The sequence below is a fragment of the Methylomarinum sp. Ch1-1 genome (genome assembly GCF_030717995.2).
Lineage (GTDB): Bacteria > Pseudomonadota > Gammaproteobacteria > Methylococcales > Methylomonadaceae > Methylomarinum > Methylomarinum roseum.
This window is the reverse complement of sequence record NZ_CP157743.1, coordinates 493,907-518,847: the sequence shown is the minus strand read 5'-3', so window position 1 is coordinate 518,847 and position 24,941 is coordinate 493,907. Positions and strand designations below refer to the sequence as shown.

Annotated in this window: 22 protein-coding genes and 1 tRNA gene; 3 read left to right on the top strand and 20 right to left on the bottom strand. The window is 52.4% G+C overall.

From position 1 onward, the window contains the following. Positions 1-430: 430 nt before the first annotated feature. The 4 genes from Q9L42_RS02810 to Q9L42_RS02795 are packed head-to-tail and all read right to left on the bottom strand — an operon-like array spanning position 431 to position 4,786. Entirely contained in the window at positions 431-2,596 is a 2,166-nt protein-coding gene (locus Q9L42_RS02810) for a xanthine dehydrogenase family protein molybdopterin-binding subunit (RefSeq protein ID WP_305909959.1), read from the bottom strand. Next, positions 2,593-3,057 (bottom strand): (2Fe-2S)-binding protein, encoded by a 465-nt coding sequence (locus Q9L42_RS02805; RefSeq protein ID WP_305909960.1) that lies wholly within the window; start codon positions 3,055-3,057, stop codon positions 2,593-2,595. Before Q9L42_RS02805 ends, Q9L42_RS02810 begins: the two co-directional genes overlap by 4 nt. Positions 3,058-3,060: 3 nt before the next feature. Beyond that, a complete protein-coding gene (locus Q9L42_RS02800; RefSeq protein WP_305909961.1) occupies positions 3,061-3,669 on the bottom strand; it encodes a nucleotidyltransferase family protein in 609 nt (202 codons plus the stop codon). Then, entirely contained in the window at positions 3,650-4,786 is a 1,137-nt protein-coding gene (locus tag Q9L42_RS02795; RefSeq protein ID WP_305909962.1) for an XdhC family protein, read from the bottom strand. Before Q9L42_RS02795 ends, Q9L42_RS02800 begins: the two co-directional genes overlap by 20 nt. Positions 4,787-5,596: 810 nt before the next feature. Between Q9L42_RS02795 and Q9L42_RS02790 the strand changes: the two genes are divergently transcribed. Next, entirely contained in the window at positions 5,597-5,866 is a 270-nt protein-coding gene (locus tag Q9L42_RS02790) for a hypothetical protein (RefSeq protein ID WP_305909963.1), read from the top strand. Between the two features lie 10 nt (positions 5,867-5,876). Here Q9L42_RS02790 and Q9L42_RS02785 read toward each other — a convergent pair whose 3' ends face one another. From Q9L42_RS02785 to Q9L42_RS02770, 4 genes are all read right to left on the bottom strand, one after another. After that, positions 5,877-7,955 (bottom strand): cation:proton antiporter, encoded by a 2,079-nt coding sequence (locus Q9L42_RS02785; protein ID WP_349431851.1) that lies wholly within the window; start codon positions 7,953-7,955, stop codon positions 5,877-5,879. 166 nt (positions 7,956-8,121) lie between these two features. Next, positions 8,122-8,805, bottom strand: a complete 684-nt coding sequence (locus tag Q9L42_RS02780) for an adenosylcobinamide amidohydrolase (protein WP_305909966.1) — start codon at positions 8,803-8,805, stop codon at positions 8,122-8,124. Positions 8,806-8,979: 174 nt separating this feature from the next. Next, on the bottom strand, positions 8,980-9,612 hold the full coding sequence (locus Q9L42_RS02775; protein WP_305909967.1) for a hypothetical protein: 633 nt from the start codon (positions 9,610-9,612) through the stop codon (positions 8,980-8,982). Beyond that, complete coding sequence (locus tag Q9L42_RS02770; protein WP_432648871.1) at positions 9,609-10,310, bottom strand: HupE/UreJ family protein; 702 nt, start codon at positions 10,308-10,310, stop codon at positions 9,609-9,611. Before Q9L42_RS02770 ends, Q9L42_RS02775 begins: the two co-directional genes overlap by 4 nt. 172 nt (positions 10,311-10,482) lie before the next feature. Between Q9L42_RS02770 and Q9L42_RS02765 the strand changes: the two genes are divergently transcribed. After that, positions 10,483-11,079 (top strand): transposase, encoded by a 597-nt coding sequence (locus tag Q9L42_RS02765; protein ID WP_305909968.1) that lies wholly within the window; start codon positions 10,483-10,485, stop codon positions 11,077-11,079. Here Q9L42_RS02765 and Q9L42_RS02760 read toward each other — a convergent pair whose 3' ends face one another. From Q9L42_RS02760 to metG, 8 genes are all read right to left on the bottom strand, one after another. After that, positions 11,080-11,658 (bottom strand): IS66 family transposase, encoded by a 579-nt coding sequence (locus Q9L42_RS02760; RefSeq protein ID WP_432648870.1) that lies wholly within the window; start codon positions 11,656-11,658, stop codon positions 11,080-11,082. 23 nt (positions 11,659-11,681) lie between these two features. After that, a complete protein-coding gene (locus Q9L42_RS02755; RefSeq protein WP_349431850.1) occupies positions 11,682-11,855 on the bottom strand; it encodes an IS66 family transposase in 174 nt (57 codons plus the stop codon). 58 nt (positions 11,856-11,913) lie between these two features. Further along, positions 11,914-12,648 carry a DUF6444 domain-containing protein gene (locus Q9L42_RS02750; RefSeq protein WP_349431491.1) on the bottom strand — a complete coding sequence of 245 codons (735 nt, stop codon included), beginning with the start codon at positions 12,646-12,648 and terminating at the stop codon, positions 11,914-11,916. Between the two features lie 76 nt (positions 12,649-12,724). Further along, positions 12,725-12,982 (bottom strand): hypothetical protein, encoded by a 258-nt coding sequence (locus tag Q9L42_RS02745; RefSeq protein WP_305909969.1) that lies wholly within the window; start codon positions 12,980-12,982, stop codon positions 12,725-12,727. A gap of 363 nt (positions 12,983-13,345) precedes the next feature. Next, positions 13,346-13,422 (bottom strand) — tRNA-Arg (locus Q9L42_RS02740). 50 nt (positions 13,423-13,472) lie between these two features. Further along, on the bottom strand, positions 13,473-14,039 hold the full coding sequence (rsxB, locus tag Q9L42_RS02735; protein WP_349431849.1) for an electron transport complex subunit RsxB: 567 nt from the start codon (positions 14,037-14,039) through the stop codon (positions 13,473-13,475). Positions 14,040-14,047: 8 nt separating this feature from the next. After that, entirely contained in the window at positions 14,048-15,724 is a 1,677-nt protein-coding gene (gene hcp, locus Q9L42_RS02730; RefSeq protein WP_349431848.1) for a hydroxylamine reductase, read from the bottom strand. A 105-nt stretch (positions 15,725-15,829) separates the two neighbouring features. Continuing rightward, positions 15,830-17,848, bottom strand: a complete 2,019-nt coding sequence (gene metG / locus Q9L42_RS02725; protein WP_305909972.1) for a methionine--tRNA ligase — start codon at positions 17,846-17,848, stop codon at positions 15,830-15,832. A 171-nt stretch (positions 17,849-18,019) separates the two neighbouring features. On the opposite strand from metG, the gene apbC reads away from it, so the two are divergent. Next, the gene (gene apbC / locus Q9L42_RS02720; protein ID WP_305909973.1) at positions 18,020-19,111 is read left to right on the top strand and encodes an iron-sulfur cluster carrier protein ApbC; all 1,092 of its coding nucleotides are present in this window, start codon (positions 18,020-18,022) and stop codon (positions 19,109-19,111) included. Between the two features lie 813 nt (positions 19,112-19,924). Here apbC and Q9L42_RS02715 read toward each other — a convergent pair. The 4 genes from Q9L42_RS02715 to Q9L42_RS02700 all read right to left on the bottom strand — a co-directional run bounded on the left by Q9L42_RS02715 (position 19,925) and on the right by Q9L42_RS02700 (position 24,401). Next, a complete protein-coding gene (locus tag Q9L42_RS02715) occupies positions 19,925-21,802 on the bottom strand; it encodes a cytochrome c peroxidase (RefSeq protein ID WP_349431847.1) in 1,878 nt (625 codons plus the stop codon). A gap of 94 nt (positions 21,803-21,896) precedes the next feature. Further along, positions 21,897-23,279 carry a selenium-binding protein SBP56-related protein gene (locus Q9L42_RS02710; protein WP_432648869.1) on the bottom strand — a complete coding sequence of 461 codons (1,383 nt, stop codon included), beginning with the start codon at positions 23,277-23,279 and terminating at the stop codon, positions 21,897-21,899. Between the two features lie 41 nt (positions 23,280-23,320). Further along, complete coding sequence (locus Q9L42_RS02705; protein WP_305909975.1) at positions 23,321-23,593, bottom strand: DUF4242 domain-containing protein; 273 nt, start codon at positions 23,591-23,593, stop codon at positions 23,321-23,323. 205 nt (positions 23,594-23,798) lie between these two features. Next, a complete protein-coding gene (locus tag Q9L42_RS02700) occupies positions 23,799-24,401 on the bottom strand; it encodes a TetR/AcrR family transcriptional regulator (protein ID WP_349431846.1) in 603 nt (200 codons plus the stop codon). Positions 24,402-24,941: the final 540 nt, after the last annotated feature.

Sequence of the window (24,941 nt, the reverse complement as noted above, 5' to 3'; positions counted from 1 at the left end):
GACTACTTGCTTTTCGCGCCGAGGGCGGCGCTCCTACGCAAAGCACCGTCTTGCCTTCGGATGTGTCGAACACCGTGAAGCGCATCAAAACCGGTGCGCTTCCTATCGTCAGCACACCCTACCCTACCCGCAGCAGGGCGGATCAAGCACAGCGGATCCGCCAACGTAGGGCGGCTTCGCGAAGCAAGCCGCCAAAAACCGCCACCGGAGGCAAAATTGGTCATTGTGGTATCCAGCGCATTGCCTGTCGGCGAATCACCCTACGGTTGCATGCCAATGTAGCCTTGCCTTCGGATGTGCTGAACCGAAGTCTTCGTGAACACAAGCCTCAGAGTTGGCGATTTTGTCTGTCCGGTCAACTGCGAATGCAGTAATCATCAAATTGGCCCCCGGCATTCCATGGCCGGGGAAAGACGACCAAATCGCTCGTTTAGAAACTATATTGCGATAACGGCAGGCTGCGCACCCGCTGGCCGCTGAGCACAAACAGCGCGTTGCACACCGCCGGGGCGATCGGCGGCGTGCCCGGTTCGCCGATGCCGCCTAGGGCCTCGCCGCTGTTGATGATCTCGACCTCGACTTCGGGCATTTGATCGGGGCGCAGAATCGGATAGGTATCGAAATTGGTTTGCTGGACGCGGCCTTGCTCCAAGGTGATTTCCTCCGCCAGCGCCGCCGACAAACCATAGGCGATGCCGCTTTCCATCTGCATTTTGACGATTGCCGGGTTGACCGCAAAGCCGCAATCGACCGCGCAATGGACGCGGACGACCTGGATATCGCCGTCGTCCAGCGCCACTTCGGCGACCTGGGCGACGATGCTGCCGAACGATTCATGCAGGGCGACGCCCATCGCATGCTTGCGGCCATTTTGCTGCCAGGTTCCGCTCTTCCAGCCCGCCATTGCCACTGCGGTGTCCAAGACCTTTTTAAAACGCGGCTGGTCGGTCAACAGCTTGCGGCGGAATTCGACCGGATCGTCGCCGGCCGCATGCGCCATTTCATCGATGAAGGATTCCTTGAAGAAGCCGTTCTGCGAGTTCGCGACCGAGCGCCAATAACCGATCGGCACCGGGTCGACCGGAACGGCGACGACATCGGCGCGTTTGTTCGGGATCGCATAGGGCTGGTGTGCTGTGCCCTCGAAAATGCTGTCATCCACTTTCGGATCTTTCAGCCACTCCGGGTTTAGTCGTCCCATCGGGCCTTCGGCGGCGGTGGTGATGTGCAGCGCGACGGGTTTGCCGTCGGCATCGAAGCCTGCGCGCAGGCTTGCCGCCGCCATCGGCCGGTAATGGTCGTGTTGAGTGTCTTCCTCGCGAGTCCAGATGACCTTGATCGGCTTACCGCGGTGTTTGTTGGCCAGCGTCACCGCCTGGATGACATAATCCATGATGAAACGGCGGCCGAACCCGCCGCCTAAAAACGGCGTGTTGACCTCGATCGCGTCCAAGTCGTAGCCGGTAATCTTGGCGGCGGCATTGGCGACCAGGTCGGCGCCCTGGTTCGGCGCCCAGACCGTGCAGTGGTCGTCTTCCACCAACGCGGTACAGTTCATCGGCTCCATCGTCGCATGGGCCAGGAAGGGGGCATGGTATTCGGCCTCGATCACCTTGGCGGCGCCGGCCAGGGCCTGATCCACATCCCCGACGTTTTCCGCCGCGGCTCCGCTGTGTTTCAGCGCGGCCTGGAGTTCTTCCCGGTAGGCTTGCGATGAGAAGCCGGCATTATCGCCGGGATCGAAAGTCGTCGGTAGTTGCTCCAGCGCCTTCTTCGCATGCCAGTAATGATCGGCAATGACCGCGACGCCGTTGGGGATTTCCTCGACCGCGACGACGCCGGGCATGTCCAATACGGCGGCTTTATCCACCGAGTTCAGTTTCGCGCCGAACACTGGCGCTTGCTTGACCGCCGCATGAAGCATGCCGTCGACCTGGGTATCGATGCCGAATTCGGCGCTGCCGGTGGCTTTGGCCAGGCTGTCGGTGCGTTTGACCGGCTTGCCGATCAAGCGGAATTGGCTGTTGTCCTTCAGCGGCGCCTCGGCGGGCGGTTCAAGTTTGGCCGCCAGCGGCGCCAGCTGGCCGTAGCCCAGTTTGTTGCCGCTGGCTTTGTGCACGACGGCGCCGGGTTCGGTCGTGCAATCCGACGCCGCGATACCCCATTGCTCGGCGGCGGCGCTGATCAGCATTGCCCGGGCGGTGGCGCCGGCCTTGCGCATCGTCATATAGGACGAGCGTACGCTGAGGCTGCCGCCGGTAAAGCGGGTGGTGTTGTTGAACATGATGCGGTATTCAGGGCCGTGTGGCGCCTGCACGACCTTCAGTCTGGCCATTTCGATGTCCAGTTCCTCGGCCATGATCGCCGGGATCGAGGTGTAGGTGCCCTGACCCATTTCGATGAAGGGATTCTGAAAGGTCACCAGTCCGTCTTCGTCGATGCCGATGAAGGCGTTGATGTCCGAGTCTTCCTGGTCGTCGGAAAAGAAGCGGCCGAACGGCGGCAGCGACATGCCCAGCAGAAAGACGCTGGATGAGGCCACGCCGACACCGAGAAATTTCCGCCGCGTCATCGATAAATTCAGGATCTTGCTCATGACTGACCTCCTTCATGTTGCGCAGCGCGTTTGACCGCCGCGAAGATTTGTTGATAGGTGCCGCAGCGGCAGTAATTGACCATCTTGGCGCGAATTTCCTCGTCGCTGGGATTCGGATTTTCCGCGAGCAGCGCCGCGGCCGCCATGATTTGCCCGGACTGGCAGTAACCGCATTGCGACACCTCCTGGTCGATCCAGGCCTGCTGCACCGGGTGCAATGACTGTTCCGAACCTAGCCCCTCTATCGTCGTGATGGCCTTGCCTTCGGCGGCGGAGACCGGGGTGATGCAGGAACGGGTGACCTGGCCGTCGAGGTGGATGGAACAGGCGCCGCACAAGCCCATGCCGCAACCGAATTTGGTGCCGGTATAGCCGATGACGTCGCGTATCGCCCATAACAGCGGCATGTCGTCCTCGGCTTCTATTTCGTGGCTTTCGCCATTAATCAACAAGGTGGTCATGGTCTACTCCTCGGCATGATAATGCCCGCGTAATTGATTGAAATCATCGGCGCAATCGATATCGAGCGCCGCGGCCTGAAGCGGAATCGCCGCCAGCGTTTGCCGGTGTTGATGCAGCAGCCGTTTGGCGCCCTTATCGCCCTGAAGCTTCAGCAGTTCGCCGAAATAAGCGGCCGGAAACAGCGCCGGTACGCCCGGCGCATCATGATAATGGCTGGCGGCGATTCGGGACGGTTCCCGCCTCCAAGCGTTTATGAGCGTTTCTAGGTGACTCTGTGCGAGCAAGGGTTGGTCGCAAAGCAGCATCAGCGCCGCTTCGGTCGATGCCGGCAGGGCATGGATGCCGGCGCGTATCGATGAAGCGATGCCTTCGCGCCAGTCCGGGTTATAGACGACATGCACGTTAGCCAATGCAGTGTCGGTTTCTATCGCCTCGGCATGCGCCCCCAATACGACGAGGACGCGCCCGGGCAATAGCGATGTGGCGTTTGCTATCGCCTGTTCGAGCAGGGATCGGTTTTGCCAGCGCAGCAATTGCTTGGGCCGGCCCAAGCGGCTGGAGGCGCCGGCGGCGAGGATGATTGCGTAAATATCAGCAGACGAAGCAGTCATCGCTTTGTTGGTCAGCAGCGGCTACAGTTTTGCGGTCGAGCTGACCGCCGTCGCACCGATTCAGCGCGGCATGGATGCCTGACATGATCGACAACGCGATCTCCTCGGGGTTCTGCGCACCTATATCCAGGCCGACCGGGCCGTAGACCCGGTCCCTGATTTTCTCGGCCTCGGTCCCCAGGCTTTTTAGCAGCATGTCGCGGCGTAGTGCAGGTCCCAGCAAGCCGATGAAAGGAATAGAGCTGCCGGCGATCTGCTGCAGATAACGCCGGTCGTAATCGAAATTGTGCGTCATCAACACCATTGCGTCGAAGCGATTCAATGCCAGCTTAGCGTTTAGTTCATGCGGCGTCAGTAACATTAGACGCTGGGCTTCGGAGAAACGTTCGTGCTTGATATGGTTGGGCCGGTAGTCGACCACGCTGACCCGCCAGCCCAACGATGCAGCGTATTGCACCAGCGGCTGGGCATCGGCGCCGGCGCCCACTACCAGCAATCGGGACGGCGGCCGTATCGGGGCGTAAAAGGCCTGGACCCGGTGGCCATCGATTCGATGTGTTTCGTGATGAGGTTTTAGTTGCAACAAGGCTTGTTCGGCAGTCGGCTGGAACCGTGAAGCATCCGTCGTTAATGTCCTAGTATGATCAATGGTTGAGGCGGGCAGGAACACGCTGCTGCCTGCTAGGTAATCGGGGTGACCCGATTCATAGAAGGTCACCAGAACGCCGGTCGCATCGCCATCGGCAGCCTCGACAAACAAATTCAAGGGGCTGAAATCTTGTTCCGGCCTCAGCAATTGCAGCAATATTTTGACTGCGCCGTTGCAGCCTAATCCCAAGCCCCAGATCACGTCATCGGGGGCGCGCATGTCGTAAAACAGCGTTTTGGCCTGGCCGGTCTCGAACACCGACCGGGCCTGTTCCAGCAAATCGTTTTCGAAACAGCCGCCGCCCAGCAGACCGGTCATTTCGCCGTTCCTCGCTATCAGCATCCGGGCGCCGGCCTTTTGATAGGTCGAGCCGCGGGTTTCGATGATGCTGGCCAGTACGAGAGGTTCGGCCTGTTGCCGCAATCGCCGGTAGGCATCGATCAGGTGATTGATTTTATTGGTCGTCATATCATTTGGCAGTGGCGGACGATTGTCATATATTGCGATTATCCGGGTTCTGCCTTAAAACGTCTATGGCAAAACTGAAATGCCTGGAGGGTCAGGCCTTACATTTGACGCTTTTGTTCCCTTTTCCTTCCGCTTCGCTACTGTTCGGTTAAGCAAATTGAATCTCATTCTGCCTGACAGCGCTTGATTGATCCGGTTTTCGTTTGTGCTGCGTTGACCAAGATTCGCGGCAATCAGTCGGGTCGGTTCTTGTAACGAGAGTTGCAGCGTCCTCAGGTTGTTTAGCCGTTTGAGTAACAGGTAAGCGATCATCGCAAATTCCATCTCAGTCACCGCAGGTCACATTGTCCGGCCCTTTGTGGCATCAGCTTACTGGTACGTCATATCACACAATTATGTTGGCTAAATATTATAGTTTAATTTAATCTGGCTGTTGCTTTAACGCAAGTATCTGTTGTTAAAAACAAATTTATTGGAATGATATGTGCTTATTAATCTGGTTTTGGAAAAAGCTTTCTTACTTTAACTGAAGTTTCCTAATAATTCGGAAGTAATCCGTTGTAGCGTCTAGAGCGACATTATTTTTAACAGGGTTTGCGTGAAACATGGCAAATCCATTAAAAAATACCCCTACAAGTCAGGATACCCCCCTAAAAACTGGGAAACTTCAGTTACTTTAATTAAGGCAGAAAATATTAATGAAGCAGATTTTTACAAGCATTTATGTTCCACATCAAACCTCTCAGCAGGAAAGTGGATCTGGTTTTACCAGCTATGTAAGGTGATTCCCTTTGTCTAGTAGCCTCTACTGTGGCGGCAGAAGGAAATGAAGACGCAGCAGGTCAGAGCCAGGATTTGTTGACGTTCGATAAAATGGTGATTTCCAAGGAAAGCGAGGTGATGAAGTCCATCAACTCGATGGATATGGATGCGGCGGAAATTATCAGAATGCGCTCTTCGGTCAGCGATACCGCGAAACTCTACTGGAAGGTATTCCCGGCGTCAGTTTGTATGGCGCAAAAAACAATCGAGTCTGACCCTTTTGATATTTTGATAAGAGTTGCCGCGTTAAGAACATGACGTTATGACTTCATGATTGATCTAGCTCATTCTTCAGCAGAAAATATAATTTGTCAGAGATGATTTCGTTTTCCAGCAATTCTTTTAATTTCTCATCCTGAGCAGAGCGAAAAATCGCCTTTGCGGATTGTTCGTTTAATTCATCCAACAGTCCCTGGTTGGCGCTGAGTTCCTTTTTCATTTCCTGCATTGCCTTGTCTTTTAACGCCTGGTAAATAGCGATGACGCTTTGTAGCGCTTCTTTACTGTCGAAAATCTCGCTTAACGGTGATTTTTCCAAGTAGTTGAGCTTATCGAGCACCAGGCCGATCAGTTTGTTTTGCGTTCGATAATAAAGATAAAGCTCTTGCTTTTCCTCCCGGTTGAATGGCAAGGAAAGCAGCCGATGGTAGAGTTTTTTGATCACTTCGACCCAGGTGACCAAATAGGCGTTGATAGACTTGATCTTGGGTTTATCCTTCTCGACTTTTTCCGTTTGAATTTCCAGAATATCCAAATTTCTTAAATAAACGCTTTCGGTGATTTCACCGCGGCGGAACATTTTTTTCAGTTCGCTTTTTTGCAGCCCCAGCGTATAAATGCGCAATACATTTTCCACGACATGACTGGAATCGACCGTTTTTTCCCGGCATTGTTTACACACTTCGTCATGAAGCCTCTGATAATCCGCTTTAAAGGCTTCGTACTGCTTTTTACTGATCTGATGGTGGTTGAATAGGTTCTCAATGCGATCGCTGATCTCGTGATAAATCATCGCTTTGCTTTTGTAATAACTTAGTTCTTCGTGCGGCAACAGATGATCGATTTGTAACCAGCGCACCATTTTTTTGATGGTCGGTGCCTTGATCAATAAAGAAAAATAAATGCTGCCGATCGTAATCGCGATGATGAATTCCTTGATCGAGAATTCATAGGGCCAACCGGGTAGCGTGATGTCATTCGGAACCAGTAGCGCCATGATGACGGCCAAGGAACCGCGCAGACTACCCCAGGATAATAAATGTTGCCAGCTCAGCGGTATGTGTTCTTCGACGCGAGTCAGATTGCCGACGCCGATCGCTAAGTAAATCGATACCGCTCTGGCGAGCACGACCACGCAGACGATGGCTAAGACCGGAACAATCGGGATGTTTATCGAAACAAACAGGCTGGTAAACAGCAAGCCCATTAAAATAAACACCAAGGAGTTGGCCAGAAAGGCGAAATACTCCCAGAATTTTTCCATATATTGTTCGACATCGGATGACATCTTGTAGCGTCCGTAATTGCCCAGCACCAGCGATGAAAACAAGGTCGCGATGATCGAGGATAGATGAATGGGCTGGCCGGCGATCACCCAAGATTCGGAGATAAGTTCCGTCAGCAAGAAGGTGAAATGAGCCACTAGCAATGTTAGCGTCAGTTCGAGATGGGCATAGCCTTTGACCCATTCGATCAGTTTGGAGAACAGGACGCCCATCAACAGACCGAACACAATGCCTCCCAGGATCATGATGCTGAAATCGCTGACGCCTTCTAAAAGCGTTGGATAACCGTGATAGCCGTGGGCTATGATTTGCAAAAAAACCAGAAACATCGCAAATGCCGTGCCGTCGTTGAATAAACTTTCTCCTTCGAAAATCAGCGTCAAACGATGAGGAGCGCCGCATTCCTTAAATAAGGCCAGAACGGCGACCGGGTCGGTTGCGGAAATAATGGCGCCAAAGAGTAATGTGACCAGAAACGGTATTTCGAATCCCAGCAGTTGAAAAACCCAATGGCCGACAAAGCCGATAAAAAAGGTCGATATCAACAAGCCGAAAATCGCCAGCATGCCGATTGCCAGCTTGTTTTCCTTAATGTTCCGGACATTGATGTGATAAGCCGATTCGAAGATCAGGATCGGCAGGAATACAAAAAATAACAATTCGGGCGTCAATTGAAAACTGGTGACGAACGACAGGGTCTCGAATTCGGAGATCGGAACGAGTAAAGAACCCGCGATCACCAATAAAACCGTATAGGGAAGTCGTGTTTTCTGTGACAGAACATTGATGCCGAGAGCGATCAACAGCAGCGTGAAAATCGATAAGTAGATGTCAAGCGTCATGATGACTCCAGTTATCAAACTAGGACGACTTCATTCTATACCTACGCTGAATAATTACTTCATAAAAAACAGGTCGAGGCAGCTATTGGGCTGAAAATTGGTATATATCGCAAAAAAGTCGGTGACACTCTTGGCCTTAAAGTTGGCGACAGCGGTCGATTAATCGTCATCTTGCACTTTTCCAAGCTATAGACGCGGAAAGCGCCTCGATGACCAATTGCGCCAGGATTTCGCCAAACATGACATGTTTTCCGCAATATGTAACCGGCTGGCCATCATATGCAGAAACAATCGCACAGGAGTCTGTTCCGGTGCCGGTGGCAATTGCGTTTGAAATTGAGCTTTTAATTTCATGCGCATGTAGGACGACTGTTTTGGCTTCCGTTGCCATCATTAAAGCTTCCGCCATGGCCGCTTCGGTTAATGTAGCGGACGTTAGAGCGAGCATATTGATTGTGCCTATCTCATATTCAGCCGTCGACATCAGCTGATATTCGGCCTTGTCACCGGCTCTTCTTGGATTTGATAAACCCGACGTGACCATTACGACAATATCGATGTTTTGATGGCGTTTTTTAGCAATGCGCAAGGAGCTCATCGATGCAGCAGTCATCATGCCGACCGTTGTGCCTTGCCACGCCTGTTGCTGACAATAGCGGGCGAGTGTTTGTGCGGGTGATTCGGTACTGTCTGGGCTTTGGTCTACTTTTAAATTGACGAAGCCATTGGCTGATATTAAACCGCCGTTCAATACCGCAGAACTGAGACTTAAATGGGGACGATTGAAATTCAGGCGAAGATGTCGAGGGGTATGCTGATAAGAAATCTGCTTTGTTAGAAAATGATCCATTAGTGGTGTTTAGTGTTTAGGACCTGAGTAAGCCCATCCTTGGGGCTTGGCGTCGGTATCTCTGCCGCCGACTTCCACGCTATACTCACCCCAAGCCCTCTTTGTTATCCATATTAGGAATTGCAGGCTTCGCGCATATCTTCGTCATTTAAGCGATTAATTACGCCCCATTCATCACATCAATCCCAAAATCCGATAGGTTCCTTTGGTATTTAAAATAACCGTTATCGGGGAGCGGGTGTTATTTTCCCAATACCAGCCGTGAGAACCTTCGAACGGCGCCGTCAATGCGCCGCTGGATTGTTGATCGGTGCTTACCTTAAAGCTTTTGAAGTAACCGGTTTTGTCGCCCTTGGGTTCGCCATGAAAATCGAAATAAAGTTTCGCGCCATCGGTCGCCCAGGAATATTCCAGTGACGCGCCTTTTTTTAGATGAAATTTATATTCCAAACCTTGTTTTGCTGGCACGATGATCTTGACCGTATCCTGCCATTGCGGGGCTGCTGCCGATGCGCTATTTTGCGAAGTTTTTACACTGTTCTGTTCTGAATCGCTGGGTTCAGGGCAGGTGATTTCGGCTGTTTGTTGTGGTTGCAATGAAATCGCCATGGCCTGTACTGGCTCCGGAGCCGTTGTCTGTTTAGCTAATACGGTCAATCCCATTTTTTTGCCGATGCCGGTGGGGTCGATGCCGTATTCGGCGGGCAACACGAAAACGGTCAGCACGAAGCCGGCGATCAGGGTGGCGACGCCGCTGGCGATGAACAGAGAACGTAATGACTGGATGGGGGGATTGCTATCGTTCATGAGATTATCAGGTAACCGGTGATTTGGTAGCCGAACAGGATCAGTCCGCTAGACATTAACAAGGTGTTGGTCGTGGTGGAGAATGAATAATAACTGCGATGCCGGCGCCAGAAATCGAGCGCGATCAGAATAAACATCAAGGCTAAAAACTGTCCCAGTTCCACGCCGATATTGAAGGCCAGCAGGTTTTTCCACAGATCGGTTTGCGGCAGGGAAAATTCCTGCAGCTTGGTGGCCAGTCCGAAGCCGTGAAACAAGCCGAAAATCATCACCGCGACTTTGGTGTTCGGTTGAAAGCCTAACAAACGACGGAAACCGCCCAAGTTGTCGAAACCCTTGTAAACGATCGAAAGGCCGATAATGGCATCGATCAGGTAGGGATTGACCTTGATGTCGCTCAATACCCCGAACAACAAGGTCAGGCTGTGTCCCAATGTGAATAGACTGGCGTAGATCAACACATCGCGGGTGCGGAATAGGAAGAAAATAACGCCGACCAGAAACAGCAAATGATCGTAACCGGTGACCATGTGTTTGGCGCCGATATACAGAAACGGCCCGATGGCCATGCCTTGATTTTCCAGTAAAAAGCGTTCGGTGTTGGCATCGACGCCGTGAGCCTGGACGCTTGGCGCAAAGAGTAATAAAAGCAGCGGCAAAATCATCAGCCATCCGGCTGTTTGTTTGGTTGAAGTCATGTGTTGAACCTAAAAATGATGCGTTATAGTTAACACGCTTATGACGACAATGTCACGGAAAACGATTTGAGTATTTGTGAGAAAAAGGAAAAAGGGGACAGATTTATTTTTTGACACTTTAGCGATAGAGTATTATTCTTCTCTGGAACTCTCTGAATAGACCCTAAAGAGAATGCCAAGACTCGGACGAATAGTACTTGCGAACTATCCCCATCATGTGGTCCAACGAGGGCACAATAGACAAGTTGTGTTTGCGGAAGAGGCCGATTTTCTTTACTACCTCGATACTTTAAAGGAGTTCAAGGATTTCTATGATGTCAAGGTCTATGGCTTCTGTTTGATGACTAATCATGTGCACTTGATTTTGCAGCCAGGGGAAGAAGTTGCTGGTTTGGGGCAACTGATGAAACGTTTGGCTGGAAGACAGACCCGGTTTGTGAATCGTCAGGAGTCAAGGTCGGGTACGCTTTGGGAGGGGCGGTATCGTTCCAGTCCGATCGAAACAGAAACATACTTGTTGGCCTGTTGCCGTTATGTGGAGTTAAATCCTGTTCGAGCTGGGATGGCAGATGATCCGGCGGCTTATCCATGGTCTAGTTTTCAGCGCCATGCAGGACGAAACAGGGAATTTGATTGGTTAGACATCGATCCTTGTTACAACGCGTTGGGAAACACTGAAGCCGAACGAACTTCACGTTACACTGAGTTTGTTTATGGAGCGATACCGGAAGGGGAATGGGCGCTCATCCATGAGGCAGTTCAACGGTAATTATTCAGACACCCTAACAATTGGCAAGGCCGGTACCGGCAAGCCTGACCGCTGACTTGCGATCACTTGTGCCAAATAAATCCACGGTGACTGATTTCTTTTGCGGCAGGTTTCAATGACGCTGATTAAAATAGCGAACACACGCGTCCCATTTTCCGAGCGCGTGCCATAGCAAATGCCGCGTAAAATAACCCAGTGGCGCAACGCTCGCTCCGCTTCATTATTCGTTAAGGGCTGATGCGGTTGATCCAGAACTTGAAAAATAGCTGTCCAGTCATTTAGCATTTCCGTGGCTAATGCTGCTGTTTTCTTATGTTCATGGGTTTTCATTTGTATACACATCTGCTGATAGAGCAGTAATTGCAGGCGATAAGTTTCAGAAAGTGGCGTATCAGGTGGTGTTATTCGCGCTTTGCGTACCGCACCTATCAACACAGCCAGTAAATCGTGCGTTTGTTGACCAAAAAGCTGGGCGTCTCTGTTTAAGCTTTCATTGAGCCCTTTCGCTTTACGCAGAAGATGAGCCCAGCAACGTAACCGACTCAGATATTTGCGATAAACCGTGTAGCCATCGCTCATTAACCAACCATTAAAGTCGTCGCCTAAAGATTTTCCAATAATTCAGCGCTACGCGTAGCAATCCAATAGGCTGTGACGCGATTCGTACTGAACACCCATAACCAAAGAAAAGTCGTGTGCTCCATCCAGGAGGTTTCGTCTACATGCAGCAATTCGCTGTTAATGATTTCTTGTGCAAACTCATCTTCAAGCGGCATAGCCGCTGCGCCACTTCATGCAGGGTATTATTGATGGTGCCAACACTTAATTTAATACCTAACCAGTCATATAAAATTCCTGAATACGCTCACGCGATAGGCGCATACGGTAGGCAAGACAAACAATCATTGCTGCCAGTCCAGGCCCCACTAAACGCCATTCAGTTCGGCTAATACCCGGCAATTGAGCATGACTGCTACGACTGACTTCTTTGCGCGTGATATGTCCATTGGCGCACACTACTTCATAGAGAGTGTGCTTGGTATGGGTGACTAGAATGCCTGGATGCTCAACATCGCCCCATTCGACATTGATTGTTTCATACGCGGCATAGGCGATAGCATGACGCGGCTCTAATGTTTGATGGCAGCAGGCACATATTTCAGGGTAATGATCTTGATAGTGGGTAATGGCTAGCTTTTGTGTTCGGCCAAAGCCTTGTGCGCCTGGTTGTTTGCCGGGTTTGCGGGGTTCTTGATGTTCATTGTTAGGATCAGCGGACTGTTGCTGATCTTTTTTAGAAGGCGACGGGGGGGTGACGGTGTCTTCCGTTTCAGCAGACTTATCGATCTCCGTTTGTTCTTGATCGTTTGTATTATCTGTAGCTGCTTTATCCCAAGGCGCTTCGCTGCTAGGTGGACGAGAGCTGTTGCGCGAATTTTGGCTTAAGCGCTCACGCGCTTCTTTTAGGTCGTTAAGTAACTTAATCGATAGGTAACGTAATTCCTCTTCCGGTAAATTGAGAAGCTCGTCTTCATCGATTTGGCTTAGGTCCTGGTTACTGAGTTGCATGGGATAAATACTAAGGCTTCTTAATGGATTTGTACAATGTTCTTGTGTCGGTTTGTCAATTATTTTGTATTTTCAGCTAGGGTGTGTGAATACTTACGTTCAACGAGGGCAGCTTACCGGCACTAATCATTTTAGCGATCAGATTGAAAAGATCATTGGAAAGAGGATCGAGAACAGGGGGCGGGGAAGGCCGCGAAAAGAAACTGAAGAACATGGAAAATAAATCTGTCCCCTTTTTTCGGTCCCCTTTTTTCGCTCTTGTTGGCCTGTTGCCGTTATGTGGAGTTAAATCCTGTTCGAGCTGGGATAGCAGATGATCCGGCGGCTTATCCATGGTCTAGTTTTCAGCGCCATGCAGGACGAAACAGGGAATTTGATTGGTTAGACATCGACCCTTGTTGCAACGCGTTGGGAAATACTGAAGCCGAACGAACTTCACGTTACACTGAGTTTGTTTATGGAGCGATACCGGAAGGGGAATGGACACTCATCCATGAGGCAGTTCAACGAGGGCAGCTTACCGGCACTAATCGTTTTAGCGATCAGATTGAAAAGATCATTGGAAAGAGGATCGAGAGCAGGGGGCGGGGAAGGCCGCGAAAAGAAACTTAAGAACATGGAAAATAAATCTGTCCCCTTTTTCATTTTTCGGATAGGGCGCAGAGCAAAAATGGCTGTTTGGGGAGTGATGTCGAAATGGCGCGCCCGAGAGGATTCGAACCTCTGACCTCAGCCTCCGGAGGGCTGCGCTCTATCCAGCTGAGCTACGGGCGCTTGGCGATGTGACAGCTGATTATACTGGAAATTGAAAAAAAATGCGCGGGTCAGGTATTTTTTTTGGCCTTTAGTTTAGCCAGCATCTGCTTTTGTTTTTTCAGGCGTTCGGCTTTTTCCTGTTGCTGTTTTTCCAGGCGCCGTTGTTTGGCCTGATGGCGTTTACGGGCGTGGTCCGCGGCTTGATGGTTCCAGGTAAATGGCTGGACCGGGTCCTGCATGATGATGCAATTGACCGGGCAAGGCGCGATGCAGAGTTCGCAGCCGGTGCATTCCGTTTCGATCACGGTATGCATGTGTTTGTTGGCGCCCAGGATGGCGTCGACAGGGCATGGCGGCAGGCATTTGGTGCAACCGATGCAGTCTTGTTCGATGATGAATGCGACTTTGCGGGGTTGTTCGCTGCCATAATCGGGATTGAGCGGTTTCGGTTTGACGCTCAGCAATTCGGCCAGTTTGCGGATGCCGGCCTCGCCGCCCGGCGGGCATTGGTTGATGTCCGCCGCTCCTGTGCTGATCGCTTCCGCATAGGGCCTGCAGCCGGCATAGCCGCATTTTGTGCATTGGGTTTGCGGCAGCAGGGCGTCGATTTTTTCGGCTAAAGACCGGCTGTTCATCGTGTTAATTATTCTCCGGCCATCATCGCGGCGACATCGTTTTCGGGCGTGTCGATGCCTTTCAGGCCATAGCGCCGATCGAGCAAGTCCAGGATGTTAGCGGTGAAGAACGGCGGCAGCGTCGGGCCGACGCGCATGTGTTTGAAATCCAACGCAAACAGCGCCAACATCATCAGAATGGTCGTCTGTTCGTACCAGGCGATGTCGAAGGAGACCGGCAATTGACGCAATTCGCTGAGACCCATTTTTTGTTGCAATGTTTGCAGGAAAGCGATGATGCCGTGAAAGTTGTTGATCTGTCCGGCGTCGAGCAGTCGCGGAATGTCATCGATCATGCCGAAGTCCATGTGCTGAAAGCGGTATTTGGTGTCGCCCGAGGTGATCACCAGGGCGTCCTCCGGCAAAGCCTCGGCCAGCTCGGTGTAGTAACGGCGTTCTTTATGACGGCCGTCGCAACCGGCCAGCACGATGATGCGTTTGATTTTATTCGCTTCGATCGCCGTAGCGATTTGATCGCTGAGCGCGGTCAGGGCTTGTAAGCCATAACCTGTCGTGGTCGCGCCGTCGGTCAGCGGCTCGGGCGGCTCGCATTGTTTGGCCAATTCGATGATCGCGCTGAAGTTCTTGCGCTGTCCAGGTTTGCGGTCCTCGATATGGGGCACGTCGGGCCAGCCGACCATGCCGGTGCTGAACAGTTTTTCCTGGTAGGTTTTTTTCGGTTGTTGGATGCTGTTGGTGGTGACCAGCACCGGGCCGTTGAATTTAGGAAACTGGGTTTTTTGGTCTTGCCAGGCGCCGCCGTAGTTGGCGACTAGATTGAAATACTTCTTCAGCGCCGGATAGGCATGGGCCGCGATCGCTTCGTCGTGGGTGTAAACATCGACACCGGTGCCGGCCGTCTGTGCCAACAAGTCTTCGATATCGTGCAGGTCGTGGCCGCTGACCAGTATGCCGGGTCTATCCCAGGTGTCCAGGTAAACGGTGGTCGGTTCAGGCTCGCCGAATTTGTCGCTGTTGGCTTGGTTCAGTCGGCCCATCGCCGCAAGACCGAGTTCGCCACAACGCAGCAGCATGTTCAGGACTTCATCCTGCGTATTGTTCTTGGACAGTGTGAAGTCCAGCGCTTGCTGCATGAAGCGGTATTGTTCGGTTTCCTCGACGCCCATTTCCAGCGCGTGTACGGCCAGCGAGCCTAGCCCTTTGACGGCATAGAGCAGGCATTCCTGCAAGGCATGGACGTCTTCGTCCAGGCCTTCCTTGTCTTTTTCGACGCCGACTGTTTCGCCTTTGGCGATGAAGTCTTTATCGCTAGCTTCGTCATATTGCCAAGAGGCTTCTTCTGGTAACGTCTCGTCGAATTCCGCGCCATGCTTCAGTTGATAGGCGGCGAGGAATTTTTTCCTGATGGAGTTGCGGCGTCTGACTGCTACGTCGATCAGATTGACGAAATCCGCCGGGTCGAAGTTAACATTAGTGACCATCGAAAACAGCGCCTTGGCCATGAAATGATGGGTTTTGTCACTGACCAAATCAAATGCTTCCGCGCGGGAGCTGTAAAAGGCCAGGCCTTTCAGGCTGAACATCAGCAGATCCTGTAGGCTGGAGACATCGGCTTTCTTGCCGCAAATTCCAGCTGTATCACAGACCTTGTTTTTTTTGGCTTCTTGACAGTGATAGCAAAACATTTTTTATCTCTCTAATGCTTTTTGTTGGCCATGCTTTAGGCGTCGTAGGCTGGGTGAGTGTCGATGTTGGGTTTCGCTGTGCTCTAGCCAACCTACGGCAACTGATTATTTAACCCGCATGCCCGGTTGCGCGCCTTGTTCGGGACTCAGTATCCATAAATCCTCGCCGCCGGGGCCGGCAGCCAATACCATGCCTTCGGACAAGCCGAAACGCATTTTGCGCGGCTTCAGGTTGGCGACGACGACGGTCAGCTTGCCTTCCAGGTCTTCCGGCGCATAGGCCGATTTGATGCCGGCGAAGATGTTGCGCGTTTCATCGCCGATGTCCACGGTCAATTGCAGCAACTTGTCGGCTCCCTTGACGTGTTCGGCCTTGATAATCTTGGCGATGCGCAGGTCGATTTTGGCGAAGTCATCGAATTCGATGGTCTCGGCGATGGGTTCGCATTTTTTCACGGGCTGCGCCGGCGCTTCTTTTTCCAGGTTTTCCCTGGAGGCTTCGATGATGGCGTCAATTTTGTCCGCCTCGACCCGGGTCATCAGCGGCTTGAATTTGTTGATGCCGTGATCCAGCAGCGGCTGAGTCTCCGATGGCCAGGCTTGCGCTTCGATATTCAGGAAGCTCTCGGCATTTGCGGCCAGCTTAGGATTCACCGGTTTCAGATAGGCCACTAACAGGCGAAACAGGTTGATGCCCATCGAACAGATCTCATGCAATTCGGCGTCGCGACCTTCTTCCTTGGCGATGATCCATGGCTTCTTCTCGTCGATATATTGGTTGGCTTTGTCGGCCAATGCCATGATTTCGCGCATGGCCTTGCCGAATTCGCGTTTTTCATAGAGTTCGGCGATTTTGTCGTTGGCGTCGACAAATTGCTGGAATAATTCGGGTTCCGCACAGTTAGACGACAGTTTGCCGTCGAAGCGTTTCTTGATGAAGCCGCTGCAGCGGCTGGCGATATTGACGACTTTGCCGACCAGGTCGGAGTTGACGCGCTGGGTAAAGTCGGCGAAGCTCAGGTCGATGTCCTCGACGCCGGCGCTGAGTTTGGCGGCGAAGTAGTAGCGCAGATATTCCGGGTTCAGGTGGTCGAGATAGGTGCGGGCCTTGATGAAGGTGCCGCGCGATTTGGACATTTTTTCGCCGTTGACGGTCAAGAAACCGTGGGCGAAAATCGCGCTCGGAGTTCTGAACTTGGCGCCGCTCAGCATCGCCGGCCAAAACAGGGCGTGGAAATAGATGATGTCTTTGCCGATGAAATGATAGAGCTCGACATCGCTGTCTTCGCCCCAGAATTCGTCGAAGTTCAGTCCTTGCTTTTCGCACAGATGCTTGAAGCTGGCCATATAGCCGATCGGCGCATCCAGCCAGACATAGAAATATTTGCCTGGCGCATCCGGTATCTCGAAGCCGAAATAAGGCGCATCGCGGGAAATATCCCATTGCTGCAGGCCGTTTTCCAGCCATTCCGCCATCTTGTTATAGACTTCATGTTGCAGATGACCTTCCTGGGTCCAATCCTTCAGCATTTGGGTAAAGTCGTCCAGATTGAAAAAATAATGTTCGGAATCTTTTTCGATCGGTTTCTCGCCCGAGATGACCGAGACGGCGTTTTTCAGATCGGTCGGCGCATATGTGGCGCCGCAGGCCTCGCAGCTGTCGCCGTATTGATCCTGGGCGCCGCATTTCGGACATTCGCCTTTGATGAAACGGTCCGGCAGAAACATGTTTTTGACCGGATCGTAGGCCTGAGTGATGGTTCGTTGGCTGATATGGCCGCCTTCACGCAAGCGGGTATAGATCAAGGCCGATAATTCTTTGTTTTCCGGCGAATGCGTGCTGTGGTAATTATCGAAGTCGACGCCGAATTCGTCGAAATCGGCCCGATGTTGTTGTTCGACATCGGCGATCAGCTGTTCCGGCGTGATGCCTTCGCGATCGGCGCGCAGCATGATCGGAGTGCCGTGGGTGTCGTCGGCGCAAACGTAATAACATTGATTGCCGCGCTGTTTCTGAAAGCGCACCCAGATATCGGTTTGAATATACTCCACCAAATGGCCCAAATGGATGGGGCCGTTAGCATAAGGCAAGGCGCTGGTAACAAGAATTTTTCTATCAGACATGAAGTTCAATGGTTAGCATGACAAAAACGAACCGAGCATTATTGCATATAATGGCATGATTTTCATGATGTCGGACGATAAAATCAGCTGTGTTGTTGATATTATTGAAAGTGGTATTATATCCTGACATAAATACTAGGTTATTATTTTTCTTTAGAACCGGAGTCATAAATGACAGAAATTGCCAAAGCGGATGTGGAAAACCTGCTTAAAACCTTTATCGATCCCAATGTCGGCGCCGATCTGGTGTCATCCAAGGCGGTCAAGAACATCGCCGTGGATGGGGCGGATATCCGCGTCAGTTTGGAACTGGGTTATCCGGCCAAGAGTTATTTGGCGGAGTTACAGACGGCAGTCGAGAAGAAACTGCGGCAACTGGACGGGGTGGGCAAGGTGACTGTCGACGTGACCGTCAATATCGTTGCTCATGCGGTACAACAATCGTTAAAACCGTTGCCGAATGTAAAAAACATCATTGCCGTCGCCTCCGGCAAAGGCGGGGTCGGCAAGTCGACCACTTCGGTCAATTTGGCTTTGGCGCTGGCGGCGGAAGGGGCCAATGTCGGCCTGCTCGATGCCGATATATACGGTCCCAGCGTGCCGACGATGATGGGCTTGTCCGGTTATCCGGCCAGTGAGGACGGCAAGACCATGTTGCCGAAAATATCCTATGGTGTGCAAACCAATTCCATCGGTTATCTGATCGATGAGGATCAGGCGATGATTTGGCGCGGTCCGATGGTGACCAATGCCTTGCAGCAGTTGTTGAAGGACACGAATTGGAGCGATGTCGACTATTTGATCATCGACTTGCCGCCCGGCACCGGCGATATCCAGTTGACCCTGGCGCAGCAGATTCCGGTCAGCGGCGCGATTATCGTCACGACGCCTCAGGACATCGCCTTGCTCGATGCCCAGCGCGGCCTGTCGATGTTCAACAAGGTCAATGTGCCGGTCTTGGGGTTGGTGGAGAACATGAGCATTCACATCTGCAGCAACTGCGGTCATGAGGAGGCGATCTTCGGTGAAGGCGGCGGCGAGGCGATGGCGGCGAAAAACAATGTCGAATTGCTGGGTTCATTGCCGTTGGACATCAACATCCGTAAGTTCGCCGATTCCGGTCGGCCGACGGTCGTTGCCGACCCGGACGGACGCGCGGCCGAGATTTACCGTTCCATCGCCCGCAAGATGGCCGCCAAGCTGGCGCTGAAAAGCAAGGATTACAGCAGTAAATTTCCCAATATCGTCATTCAAAACTCGTAGTCCGCACGGAATCGGAAGGGCGCGGAACATCCGCGCCAGACCCTCTCCGGTTTTCGTTTTTCCGTGGGAGCTCTCATGGCGATCGTGCCGGGTATGGCGCTCCTAGATAAACGGGGTGGTTGTGCTGAATGTCTCACCGCAGAGACACGGAGTTCACTGTCAATACTACGTCAGAGACCTTGCAGTGTCATGTAACCGCTAGCGCGGCAACATGACCTACTGTCTCTCTGGGCGGACTACTTGTTTTTCGCACCGAGGGCGGCGCTCCTACGCAAAGCACCGTCTTGCCTTCGGATGTGTCGAGCACCGTGAAGCCCATCAAAACCGGTGCGCTTCCTATCGTCAGCACACCCTACCCGCACCGGTAGGGCGGATCAAGCGCAGCGGATCCGCCAACGTAGGGCGGCTTCGCGAAGCAAGCCGCCAAAAACCGCCACCGGGGCAAAATTGGCCGTTGTGCGTATCCAGGCGGATTGTTTGGCGGCGAATCCACCCTACGGTTGCGATGCCAATGTAGTCTTGCCTTCGGATGTGCTGAACTGCGTGAAATGCATCAAAAACCGGTGCGCTTCCTCTTGTCAGCGCACCCTACCCACATCCGGTAGTTAATTTTCTGTTTTGCCACTCATTCATTTAATGAGATAGGCCAGCAATACTACTCAGAGACCTTGCAGTGTCATGTAACCGCTAGCGCGGAAACATGACCTACTGCCTTTAGGCGGACCTGCTGCGCTTGATCCGCCCTACGACTGATTATCACGAAGGACCGGAAACCAGTTTCCGGATTCCGCTTTGCTGCAGCGGGTCAGCGGATTAGCGGTCGCCCACCGGTGCGGCATAGGCGTCGCCGACCAGCTCGTCGACGTTGCCGCCGGTCAGAGTTTGCAGAAACGCCAGGATGTCGGTGATTTCATCATCCGTTAATTGCAGCGGTTTGATCAATGGATCGAGGTTTTCGTTGGCGATGCCGCCCTGATTGTAAAAGCGCAGCACTTCTTTCAGGCTCGATAAGGAGCCGTTATGCATATAGGGCGCGGTCAGCGCGATATTGCGCAGGCTTGGCGTCTTGTATTTCCAACTGTCATCCGGATTCTGGCTGATTTCGTAGCGGCCTAAATCGTTAGGCTTGGACTCGGATACGGCCTTGATCGTGTCGCTGTCGACTTCGACGAACACGCCGGGCGCCAACTGGATTTTTTGTTTGGCCGGGGTTTTCTGCATCGCGTCCCGGTAACCGATGCCGGTGTTGTGCAATCGATAATCGCTGAACAAGGCGTGGGATTTTTCCACACGATGGCAAGCGCTGCAGCCGGCTTTGCCGTTGAACAGATCAAAGCCGCGTTTGGCGGCCGCATCGATCGCATTTTGCTGCTTGCCGTAATACCAGCGGTCGAAAGGCGAGTCGGCCGAATTCAACGTGCGTTCGTAGCTGGCGATGGCCTGGCCTATCGTTTCCATGCCCGCTTTCCGGTCAAAAATGCTTTCGAACAGGCCGTCGTAATCCGGCAGCGCGTTGATTTTGTCGATGACGTAGCCTATCGACGGGTTGCCCATTTCGTTGTGCGCCAGCAAGGGGCTCCAGACCTGCTGTTCCAACGTGCTTTCACGGCCGTCGTGAAACAGCAGTGGCGCATAGGCGGCATTATAGAGGGTCGGGCTGTTGCGCCTTACGCTGCGGCCTTCGATGCCGACTGCGGTGGCCATTTCGTTACTGCTGAAGCCTTGTTCGGGGATATGGCACATTGCACAGGAGAAGGTGTCGTTCAACGACAGGCGGCGGTCGTAAAACAGTTTTCTGCCCAAGGCTATTTTTTCTGTCGTGAGCGGATTGTCGGCAGGAACCGGCACGTCTGGCAGGCCTAGCGGCGGGTTTTCAGCGTAGGCGATTAAATCCGTTTCCTGGCCACGACGTTGGTTCAGGGCGATCGATTGAGTTTGATAGTCGGGTTGTTCGTAGCGCTGCTTGTTGTCGCCGGCCTGAAATCTGGCTGGCTGGTCCGTTTGGGGCTTTATTTCATCGCTTTCTGCGAGCAGAGTCTTGATGTCGTTGATCAAGGTGTCGGCATGGAGGAACGAGACGCTGTAGATATTGCGCAGGCGTTTATTTTGGTCGATCAGATAGACGCGCAGGATATGGGAAAAAGTGCCGGTGAATTGGCCGTCGGCATCATAAATTTTCTGGATGCTCTGCTGGTATTGATCCAATATCGGCTGCAACTGCCGTTCCGTCGCGGTGGTCAGGAAACGCCAATCGACCGTGTCATTGGCGAAGCCGGCGCCGTAATGACGCATCGCCTCGGGAGTGTCGTGTTCGGGGTTGAAGCTCAGCGTCAATAGACGCAGCTGTTTTGCCAGGCGCGGTTCTTTTTGCAAGCGCCGGTTGATCTTATGAAACACCGCAGTGGCTAGCGGGCAGCCGCTGACATCGCTGCAGGTCGCATAAATGAAGCTGAGCAAGACGATTCTGTCGCCCATCAGTTCATGCAGTTGTATGCTCTGATTGTCGCTGGTCAGCACCGTGCCGTCGGCGGCCGGGCCGATGACCGGCAAAGCATAACTGCCGGGAGCAGGAGGCTCGAATTGCAGCGGACCGTAGCCGGGTGGCAGGATCTCCTGAGCGGGCGCCGTGTCGGCATTTAGGCTTTGGCTGCACAGCAATCCGGCCATTAACAGGATAATGATCTTTTTCATGATGATGACAGGGGTAGGCTGGGTGGAGGCGTAAGCCGAAACCCAGCATTAGCATAATCAAGCCGGGCTTCGCTGTGCTCCACCCGACCTACGTTTAGCGGCTCAGTTTGGCCAATAAATCCAACGGTTTGTCGGTTTGTTGCCGAGCATACAGGGAATAGGCGCCAAAGCGCATTTGATGGGCTCTGCCCAGTTTTTCCTTGATGAAATCGATGCTGAACTGTTCAGTCAGTTTCTGACCGTCCCAGCTGAACAATTTTAGATATTGTTCGTTGTCCTCGCCTTTTTTATCCCAATTAGCCAACAGCGAAGACGTGTAATAGAGGCGTTTGCCGTCCCAGCTCGATGAGACCATGTTAACCTGGGCGCCGATTTTCTGTTCGAGAACTTGCTTGGGGTTGAACGGGTCGGAAATGTCGAAGGCGCGGGTTTTGCCGTCCATGAAGGTGTTGACCCACAGCATGTTGTCGTCGCTTTGTATAGAGATATCGACCGGCAGCGGAATTTTGCTGGGATCGCCGATGTCCGCGACATCCTTGGCTTGCCATTGGCCTTGCTGGTCTTCATAAATCAACCAGATTTTCGAGGTCAGGGCCGTAGTGGTGAAGCAGTAATTATGATTGGCTCCCCATGCGCAGCGGATTTCCAGTGGTGCACCGGGCACGTCGAGCACTTTTTTCGGCTGGCGAGCATGCAGATCCCACTGCACGACGGTGTTGCCGAAGCGTTTCATCGCTTCCGGATCGTTCAGCATCTTGCCGAAATCCATCATGTAGTTCGACCAGCCGGTGAACGATGAGGAGAACATCGCGTTGCGGCGAGGCAGCACCCGCACGTCGTAACCGTAGCCGTCGGCGTATTTGCCGGTTTTGACGGCGCCTCGTAGGTCGCTATCGGTCGGAGTCCAATGGGTGGCGATATAGTCGCCGCTGTTGCTGTATTCGACCAAGCCTGTGCGGCCGCCGTGGTCCTTGTTATTGGATAGGCCGGTGATCATCATGCGGCCGGGCAGGGCGTAAGTGGTATGCGGGCCGACCACACCGCCGCTTTTGCTGACGAAATCGTCGATGACCTTGGTCAGCTTGGGCTTGGCTGGGTCGCTATGGACATCGAAGATGAAAATCTTGTTGGTGTCCAGGCCGCCGGCCCACAGGTATTTGCGGTCATCGGTAAAGCCGGAGTGATGGGCTTCGTTGCGGCCGCCGACCGACAATGTGTTGACGACCTTACCGTAGTTTTTCGAATTAGGATTGACGTCTACCGTGACTAATTTATCTTGTTCGTCTCCGACGCCTTCCATGCCCAGGGTCCAGACATAGACAAAGTCTTCCTGGCCGACGATTTTAGCCATATAGGGAGACTGGCAGGTTTCGTCGGCGCTGGTCGCGCCGGCGGTCATGAAGAGGGCGCTGGTTAACGCGCAGGCCCGCAAGAATTGCGGCCATTTAAATGCGATTTTGGCGGTGTCGATATTCATTTTTCTTCCTCTCTGATCATTTTTATAAAGCGTAATAACGATTATTCGCCGGTGGTCGGGTCGATGATCGTTTTTATTTTGGCAATGGAATTGGCGGGAAATTCCCCGCGCTCGGCATGTTGTCGTATTGTTTGTTCGTCCGGGGCGATATAGATGCAGTAAACCTTGTCATCGGTGACAAAGCTTTCCAGCCATTGTATTTGGGGTCCCATTTCCTTCAGGATGCAGCAGGATTTCTGGGAAATTTGCTGCAATTGTTCGTCGCCGAGTTGGCCGGCTCCGGGGATTTCTCTCTCGATGATGTATTTAGGCATGTTTAGCCTCCTTTGATATGACCGGTCGTCTTATTGCGGTCGTTAAAAAAATGCTCGGGTGCATCGAATGCTCCCCTATCTGGTTAGGGAAGTGCTGATTAAATCTGCGCTTCCTGCAGTGAATGTGCACTGTCAAAACTGCTGACTGCAACTCATTGATTTTGCGAGTCGGCGGAAAATTTCTGCGAATCCAGGAATGGGTTTCTCAGCGTTTTTCAAGAAAATAATCTTCCAGCAACGTTTCGATGCAGTCCTGTAATGGTTCGACAGACTGCTCGATTTTCATTCGTAACAGCGCTCCCTGCCAGCTGTTAAATAATAAATCCGCCATGCTTTTCGCCGAACGGTCGGTGCGCACGCTGCCGTCACGCTGAGCGCGCGCCAAGGCGGTTTCTTGCAGATGGCTATAGCGGGCGATGGTCGTGATCAAGGCGTGTCTGCAGACTTCGCTGGTGTTGCCGATCTCGCCCATCAGGTTGCCCAATAGGCAGCCACCCTGATAGCCGGATTGCTCCAGTTCGCTAATCAGTTCGCCATAATAACGCTTCAGCGCCGTCAGGCCATCAACTTGCGGATCATGCAGATGACTGTTCAAGCGCAGGATGAAGGGTTCGATATAATGATTGATCGCTTCGGCGGCGAAGTCTTCCTTGCTAGCGAAGTAATTGTAAAACGAGCCTTTCGGGATTTTTACCGTATCGAGGATTTTTTTCAATCCGGTGCCGTGATAACCCTGGTTCATCAGCATTTGCACGCCTTGGTCCAGGAGTTTTTCTCGTTTAATTTGTTTGCTGCTTGCGATTGACATGGGGTTATTATGCGACCGGTCGTCTTACATGGCAAGTCTTTTTTGCCAGAAATTTTCAATTTTGATAACAAAGAAGGCTGGGGGGTTTGTTTGGCGAGGATGTCGGCGGTAGGGATACCGCCGACATCCCCCCCTGGGATGGGTTTACCCAGCACCTAAATTCCATGGCTACAGGACTATATTTTACCATTCCAGGATAATTTAGGTGCTGGGTGAAAAGTGCAAATTCGGGCCAAAAAACGCATAAGGTTTGCTCTAAAAAGAAATTGACGCTTAAAAGGCAAGGCAAAACGTTACCTGATTACCCCTAAGTTTCCGCCAACTATAAAGAATAATGATTAACTGCATTAAGGGTGCTTGCTTAGATAGGTGAAAAACGAGCATTCGGTCACTTGCTCTGCAAGACGCTGTAAATATATCCCTATAAGCTTGGGTTCGGCATCCATGCCTCACACACTTGCAGATCAAGCCACCGAACACTCGCCAAGTAGCTGAGAGTTATGAGTAATCAAGAAACGCTATCAATTGCGGGAGTGGCAA